Below are 7,014 nucleotides of genomic sequence, written 5' to 3'. Positions count from 1 at the left end.
ACGACCGCCGTTCCGGGCGCCCGTACGGCGGTGACCACGCCGCCGGGCAACTGGTTGACGATGGTGTAAGCCCCGTCGAAGCCGAGCACCCCGGCGACCTGGACGCGGGCCGCCACGTCGCCACGGGTCACCGGGGCCGTCGTCGTGCGCACCTGCGGCCCGGCGACCGGTGCGGCCGACGGCGCCCGGGTGACCGCCCAGCCGACCACGCCCGCCGTGGCGAGCAGCGCGCCGACGGCCACCCACAACCGGATCCTCATGAAAGCCGGAACCCGCGGTCCCAGTGCCGCTTACACGCATCCTTGGCGGCGAGGGAGCGATCGGACTTGACCTCCGGCTCGAGCGGCGTACCGATGATCGGGAAGCTGCCGTCCGCCCTAGGGTCGGGCCAGCCGGTGATCCCGTGGTCGCGCATGCACTTGGCGAACTCCTTCAGCTTCTCCAGGTCGGCCGCACTGAGGGTCGAGTTGGCGTCGCCGAGCGCACGGAGCTGGTCCTGGATCGCCTTGCACTCGCGTACCTCGCTCACCATGCGGCTCTGTTCCTGGACCCCGGGCCCCCAGTCTCCGTACTTCAGCTTGGCGCCGTCGATCACGGGATCGGGAAAGTCCGGGTACCCGTGGTCACGCGCGCACTGCGCGAAACGGCGGCCGATCTCCAGCGCCTGCTTGGCGCCGGCGCTCGGCTCGGGGGACGCGCCGGGGGAATCCTTGCCGCCGGACGAGCAGGCGGTCAGACCACCGGCCAGCACGGCCAGGATGGCGAATACGACGAAAGGTCGGTAAGTCATGGCTCACAGGTTGGCGTTCAGGACCGGCCCCCGCGTCTGCCCGCAGACCGATCTCCGGGGTCTGTCGTAGGACAGATGTCGAGCCGCTGCGGCGCACGTACGCTGAGGCGATGCAGCCGACGACGCTTCGCGTGACGGCGCGCCGGCTCTGGCTCGACGCGGCGCTGATCCTCCTGCTCGCCGCCGCCACCCTGCTCTGGAGCGAATCCCTGCTCATGTTCGGCAAGCCGGACTACAAGATGCTCCTCAAGTTCGGATCGGTCGACGCCTGGCGCACCCACGTGTTCTGGTGGTGTCTGGCCGGTGTGCCCGCCGCCGTCGCGATCGTCCTGCGGCACCGCTTCCCGCTCACGGCCACGCTGATGGCCGCCGGCTCGGTGGGCGCCCACCTGCTCGACCCGGTCATGAAGTCGCCGCCGATGGACGTCGCCGTGCTGATCACCATGTACACCTTGGCCGGCTCGGCCCATACCCGCCGGAACGTCATCACCGTCCTAGTAGCCGCCGAGGCGCTCCTGTTCGCCGGATGCCTGGCGAACGTGATGGACGAGGGCGCCGGGAACGCCCTCGTCCACGGAGAAGCGCTGTCCCTCCTGCTGAACGCCACGAGGGCGGCGGCCGTGCCCGCCCTGCTGCTCGCCGCCACCTGGGCCGTAGCCGACAGCGCACGGGCCCGGCGCGCCCACCTGGCCACCCTGCAGGCCCGTGCCGACGACCTCGAACGCGAGCAACGGCAGCGCACCGCGCTCGCGGTCGCCACCGAGCGCAGCCGGATCACCCGCGAGCTGCACGACGTCGTTGCGCACGGCCTGTCCGTGATGGTCGTCCAGGCACAGGGCGCCAAGGCCATGCTCACCCGGCAACCGGAGCGCACCGAGATCGCGCTGACCGACATCGTCACCACCGGCCGCGCCTCGCTCGCCGAGATGCGCCGGCTGCTCGGCCTGGTGCGCACCCAGCCGCGCGCCGAACTGGCGCCCCAACCCAGCCTCGCCGCGCTGCCCGAGATGGTCGACCGGGTGCGAGACAGTGGCACGTCGGTCGAATTCCGGGTCACCGGCGAACCCGCGACGCTGCCGGCCGTCATCGAGCTGGCGGCGTACCGCATCGTTCAGGAGGCACTCACCAACACGCTCAAGCACTCGACCCCGGGCGCCGTCTGCACGGTCGCGCTCGACTTCGGCCCGGCCGGCCTGGGCATCCTGGTCGCGAACAGCGGCGAGCCGGTCCCGCCGCCGTCGCCCGGCAACGGGCTGCGCGGCATCACCGAGCGGGTCCATGCCCTCGGCGGCGACCTCAGGGCCGGCCCGGCCGGGGACGGCGGCTTCGAGGTGTCGGCGCGGCTCCCGGTCGCCGTCGGCACGTCCCCGGAGCCGGTCGCGTGATCCGCGTCGTGATCGCCGACGACCAGGCCCTCGTCCGGGCCGGCTTCCACATGATCCTCGACGGTACCGACGACATGACCGTGGTGGGAGAGGCCGGCGACGGGCTGGAGGCCCTCACCGTGGCCGCCGAGACCCGGCCGGACGTGGTGCTCATGGACGTCCGCATGCCGGGCATCGACGGCATCGAGGCCACCCGCCGTCTACGCGCCGCACACCCGCCGGACGAGCCGCCACACGTGATCATCCTGACCACGTTCGACCTCGACGAGTACGTCTACGCGGGGCTTCACGTGGGCGCGGCCGGGTTCCTGCTCAAGGACTCGCTCGACGGCGAGCTGCTGCAGGCAGTGCGCGCCGTCGCCGGCGGGCACAACGTCGCCGCGCCGACCGTCACCCGCCGGCTGGTCCAGCACTTCGTCTCCACCGGCCCGCGGATCGCCGACACCACATCGCTCAACGCGCTCACCGCCCGCGAACGGGACGTGCTCAAGCTCATCGCCGAAGGGCTGTCGAACCAAGAGATCGCCGGCCGGCTGGTGATCACTGAGGGTACCGTCAAGACCCACGTCAGCCGGATCCTCGCCAAGCTGGGGCTGCGCGACCGCATTCACGCCGTCATCTACGCGTACCAGAGCGGCATAGCGTGAAGAGGATGCGCTACCGGATGGGCCGCAACCACCGATGAACCCGCCGACACCGCCGCGCCCTCGCTGGGAAAGGCACTGGCCAGCTGGTTCGGCACACCGTGAAACGACGACCAGATCGCCACGCTGATGCGCTGCTCGAAGTTGGAAGCGGACGATGCGGTCGTCGCCGGGACGCGGGTCGGTGCCGCCCCAGGTGGCCCGGTCGGTGTTGGAGGTCACGATCCACAGGGCTCCGTCCGGCGCCACCTCGACCGTGCGGATACGGCCGTACTCGCCGACCAGGTGCGGGATCGGCCGGGCGGTCGCGCGCCTCCTCTGAACGGGCAGTTGCCAGAGACGCTGGCCGCCCAGCGCGCCGATCCACAGAGAGCCACGGGCGTAGGCCACTCCGGACGGGGACGCCTCATCGGGATGGATGGTGGCGATCGGCGCCTGCCCGGTGTCACCCTCGACGCCTTCGGTCTCGGGCCAGCCGCAGTTCCTGCCGGGCAGGAGCACGTTCACCTCGTCCCAGGTGCGGTGGCCGAGTTCGGAGGCGTACATGGTGCCGTCCGGCCCGAAGGTGATGCCTTGGACGTTGCGATGGCCGGTGGAGTAGATGGCGGTACCGGAAGGGTTGTCGTCGGGGATGCCGCCGTCCAGGCGAATCCGCAGGATCTTGCCGTTCATTGAGGCGTCATCGGCGGCGTTCTCGGGTTCGAACGCATCGCCCGTCCCGATCCACAGGTTGCCGTCGGGTCCGATGCGCAGCCGGCCGCCGTGGTGCCGATCGGCGGTCTGAATGCCGTCGAGCAGAACCCGGGTCTGGGTGAGGGAGCGGTGATCCTCGGCGATCCGGAGCGCGACCACACGATTGGTGGGCGAGCCGGACACGTAGGCGAACACGGTGCGGTCGGATGCGAAGCGCGGCGAGGTGGCCAGGCCGAGCAGCCCGCCTTCCGAGCTCGTCCGGACTCCTGGGACCGTACCGACCGGCTGGGGCTCGCCGCCGCCTGGCGGCACTCGGACGATCCGGCCCGACGGCCGCAAGGAGACCAGCGCCGAGCCGTCGGGCAGGAACGCCAGTCCCCAGGGTGCTTGTAATCCTGTCGCCACCTCGGTGCGCTCGCCCAACGCCGACGAGGCGCCCGCTCTGGACGCCGTCGGGCGATCGGTGGCATCCCCCGACTCTGTGACGAGGTCGCGCGCCGCCACGCCGAGCCCCACGGCCACAGCCAGTGCAAGCGCGATGACGATCCGCATCGGTGTCGATCGGTTCATGTCATCCCCTGTCGTTATCGTCGACAACGCCAATCCGACGGCGGCGACAACGCAATCGATGGCAACACTATTCTGTTAGCATTGCAACGTGCGTGATCGGGAAGAGGTCCGCCGGCGGATCATCGACGCCGCGACCCGGCTGCTGTACGACCAGGGCCGCGAAGCCGTGACCACCCGCGCCGTCAGCGCGGCGGCCGGGGTCCAGTCCCCGACGCTGTATCGCCTGTTCACCGACATGACCGGGCTACTCGAAGCCGTCGCCTCAGACGGATTCGCGCGCTACCTCGCCGGCAAGCACGCTCAGAAGCCCTCCGCCGATCCGGTGGAGGACCTGCGACGCGGATGGGATCTGCACGTCGAGTTCGGCCTGCAGAATTCGGCGCACTACCTGCTCATGTACGGTCAGCCCACCCCTGGACACCGGCACCCCGCCGCCGAACAGGGACTGCGGCGGCTCCGCACGCTCATCGAATGCATCGCGGCAGCCGGACGCCTCGTCGTCAGCGTCGACACCGCCATCGGCATGATGCACGCTGCCTGTGTCGGCATCACGATGAACCTCATCGAGACACCACCCGAAGAACGCGACCCCAGCCTTGCGAACCGACTGCGCGAGGCGATCCTCGCCGCGATCACCACGGCCGTCCCGGACCGCCCACCCGTCGTCGCCCAGCGCGCCGTTGCCCTGAAAGCCGTCCTGGACGATGCCGCCGACATCTACTCCTTTGGAGAGCGCGCACTCATGAACGAACTGCTCGACCGCGCCGCGAACCACTGACCTGGACCTGCGGTCCCCTCAACACGCCAGACCGCAGCCCTCCGTCAAGGCCGATGGCATCTTGTCCGACCATCGCCGTCCTGCCGAGCCATGAGGAATGCCCAGGTCACAAGGCGCGGACGAACTTCCGGCACCCACAGGATCGGATTCGCACGGATCCAATCCAGATTCCAGATCCGCACCGTCACCCATCCGACCCTTTCGGAAACCCTCTAGCAGGGAATTCTTGGGCATGGACGTAGCGCATCGCTGTCAGCCTGTCGCTTTGCGCTACATCTCGATCCGGCCGTTTCGAACAAGCCAGATCACAGTGGCCACATGGTGCCAGAGTGGAGAGATCGGGTGAGTATCGATTTACGTTATCGGTGATTCGGATCACCGATCAGTCTGATCGACCAAGGGGAACCCGTGACGAGTTTCGATCCGGCACGCCGTAAGATCCCGAGAACGGCCCTCAGCGCGATCATCGCGCTCACGTCACTGGTCGTACCTGCGTCGTTCACCGTACCGGCGGCCGCCTCGCCCGCCTCCGGCAATGCGGTGGTCACGTGGGACATCAATGCCCAAACAGCGATCTTCGAAGTGGCCGCACAGCCGCAGACCGCGCAGGTGCGCAGTTTTGCGATGGTGAACGGAGCCGTCTACGACGCGGTGAACGCGATCGCCGGAACCCCGTACCAGCCGTACCTGCTCGCGCCGCCGGCCACCGGAACGGAGTCGAGGGACGCGGCCGTCGCCACCGCGGCCTACCGCGTGCTGGTCGACCTGTTCCCGGAGCAGCAGGAGAGACTGCAGGCGCAGTACGACCGGTCGCTCGCCACGATTCCCGACGGCCCGTCGGAGCAGGGCGGGATCGCCGTAGGCGGTAAGGCCGCCGCCGCGATGATCGCAGCACGCCAGAACGACGGGGTATTCGGCGACCAGGCCTGGGTGGTCGGCACTCGACCTGGTGAATGGCGGCCGACCCCGCCGACTTTCGATTCGCAGGGCGCGTGGCTCGGACAGCTCAAGCCGTTTCTCATTCCGGACGCGACAATGTTCCGCACTGCCGGCCCGCCCGCGCTCACCAGCCGCGCGTACGCGCGGGATGTGAACGAGGTCAAACGGCTCGGCTCGCAATCCGGCAGCGTTCGCACACAGGATCAGACTGAGGCCGCGTCCTGGTGGCATGATCGCCGTTCCACGGGCTGGGAGATCAAACGACAGCTGGTCAAGACACAGCGCCTCAATATGCTGCAAACCGCACGCATGTTCGCGATGGTCGACCTGTCGGTGGCCGATGCCGGTATAGCCTGCTACAACGAAAAAGCGGCGTGGAGTTTCTGGCGACCGATCACGGCGATCCAGCTGGCCGATACCGACGGCAACCCCCGAACCACGCCCGATCCCACCTGGACGCCGCTGCTTGTCACGCCACCCTTCCCGGAATACACGTCCGGCCACGCTTGTGCGGGCGGCGCCAGGATGTCGATGTTCACGTCCTTCTTCGGCAGAAACAACATTCCGTTCAGCGCATTCAGCGTAGACACCGGCACGACTCGGCATTTTGACGGCTTCTCCCAGGCAATGGCCGAAGCCATCGACGCACGGGTATGGGGAGGCATCCATTTCCGCACCGCGGATACCGAGGGCGCGAACATAGGCATACGGGTTACGGACTTCATCACCAGGCACTACTTCCGTCCGCTGAGGTAATGGTCAACCCTACGCCGCTCACTAGTTACTGAGCCCTCTTCAGCGAGAACCGGCTCGGCCGTACATCTGGCGTTGAGGAGCTTTACCTTGGTGTTCGTGCCTTCCATGGGGCCGTTGCTGTAGGGCAAGGTCAGCCCGGGAACGACGGCCTGCTTGTCCTTTCCAGTCAGGCCATTCCTGGTCGCCCCCGACGCGGACTTCAACGGGAAGCCGCTACTGGGAGGTGCTGTCCGCCAAATTCGGCGAGCACGTGGTGGCAGAGACACAGCAGGCGGCGGCGGACGCGGTGCGAGACGGTGTGACCCTGGACTACGAACGGGCGGTAGCCGCCGACACCTTCGAGGCACACCGTCTCAGCGCCTCGGCCGCGGCCCGCGGCCTGACCGAGCCGATGGTCGAGCGGCTGTTCAGAGCACATTTCACCGACGGTCTGGCCCGAGAAGGTCTACTTCGAGACCT

6 protein-coding genes and 2 pseudogenes are annotated in these 7,014 nt (G+C 68.6%); 5 read left to right on the top strand and 3 right to left on the bottom strand.

Going from position 1 to position 7,014, the window contains the following annotated elements; all coding sequences use genetic code 11:
* Together HKK72_RS33760 and HKK72_RS33755 are read right to left on the bottom strand one after the other, a co-directional pair.
* Positions 1 to 260 (bottom strand): hypothetical protein (locus HKK72_RS33760; protein ID WP_222721475.1); only part of this gene is annotated, 260 nt, incomplete at its 3' end.
* Positions 257 to 790 carry a hypothetical protein gene (locus tag HKK72_RS33755; RefSeq protein ID WP_187238477.1) on the bottom strand — a complete coding sequence of 178 codons (534 nt, stop codon included), beginning with the start codon at positions 788 to 790 and terminating at the stop codon, positions 257 to 259. The genes HKK72_RS33760 and HKK72_RS33755, both read right to left, overlap by 4 nt.
* 110 nt (positions 791 to 900) lie before the next feature.
* Here HKK72_RS33755 and HKK72_RS33750 point away from each other — a divergent pair, with 110 nt between their 5' ends.
* Both HKK72_RS33750 and HKK72_RS33745 read left to right on the top strand, forming a co-directional pair.
* Positions 901 to 2,175, top strand: coding sequence for a sensor histidine kinase (locus HKK72_RS33750; protein ID WP_187238476.1), 1,275 nt, complete (start codon positions 901 to 903; stop codon positions 2,173 to 2,175).
* Entirely contained in the window at positions 2,172 to 2,822 is a 651-nt protein-coding gene (locus HKK72_RS33745) for a response regulator (protein WP_187238475.1), read from the top strand. The genes HKK72_RS33750 and HKK72_RS33745 overlap by 4 nt, the downstream gene beginning before the upstream one ends.
* A gap of 213 nt (positions 2,823 to 3,035) precedes the next feature.
* Here HKK72_RS33745 and HKK72_RS42990 read toward each other — a convergent pair.
* Positions 3,036 to 4,064: pseudogene (locus HKK72_RS42990) on the bottom strand (PQQ-dependent sugar dehydrogenase); the annotation flags it as partial.
* Between the two features lie 106 nt (positions 4,065 to 4,170).
* Here HKK72_RS42990 and HKK72_RS33735 point away from each other — a divergent pair.
* The 3 genes and pseudogenes from HKK72_RS33735 to HKK72_RS33725 all read left to right on the top strand — a co-directional run.
* Positions 4,171 to 4,860, top strand: a complete 690-nt coding sequence (locus tag HKK72_RS33735) for a TetR/AcrR family transcriptional regulator (RefSeq protein ID WP_187238474.1) — start codon at positions 4,171 to 4,173, stop codon at positions 4,858 to 4,860.
* A 408-nt stretch (positions 4,861 to 5,268) separates the two neighbouring features.
* On the top strand, positions 5,269 to 6,555 hold the full coding sequence (locus HKK72_RS42535) for a vanadium-dependent haloperoxidase (protein WP_222721474.1): 1,287 nt from the start codon (positions 5,269 to 5,271) through the stop codon (positions 6,553 to 6,555).
* A 223-nt stretch (positions 6,556 to 6,778) separates the two neighbouring features.
* Positions 6,779 to 7,014 (top strand): annotated as a pseudogene (locus HKK72_RS33725) (hypothetical protein); the annotation flags it as partial.

The organism is Actinomadura sp. HBU206391 (assembly GCF_014323665.1).
GTDB lineage: Bacteria > Actinomycetota > Actinomycetes > Streptosporangiales > Streptosporangiaceae > Actinomadura_C.
The sequence above is the reverse complement of the archived record's forward strand: the minus strand, read 5'-3'. Positions and strand labels throughout refer to the sequence as shown.

Bases quoted from the DNA above. Each gene is read 5' to 3' on its own strand.
- HKK72_RS33750 (WP_187238476.1), top strand. From the start codon at position 901: ATGCAGCCGACGACGCTTCGCGTGACGGCGCGCCGGCTCTGGCTCGAC.
- HKK72_RS33755 (WP_187238477.1), bottom strand. From the start codon at position 790: ATGACTTACCGACCTTTCGTCGTATTCGCCATCCTGGCCGTGCTGGCC.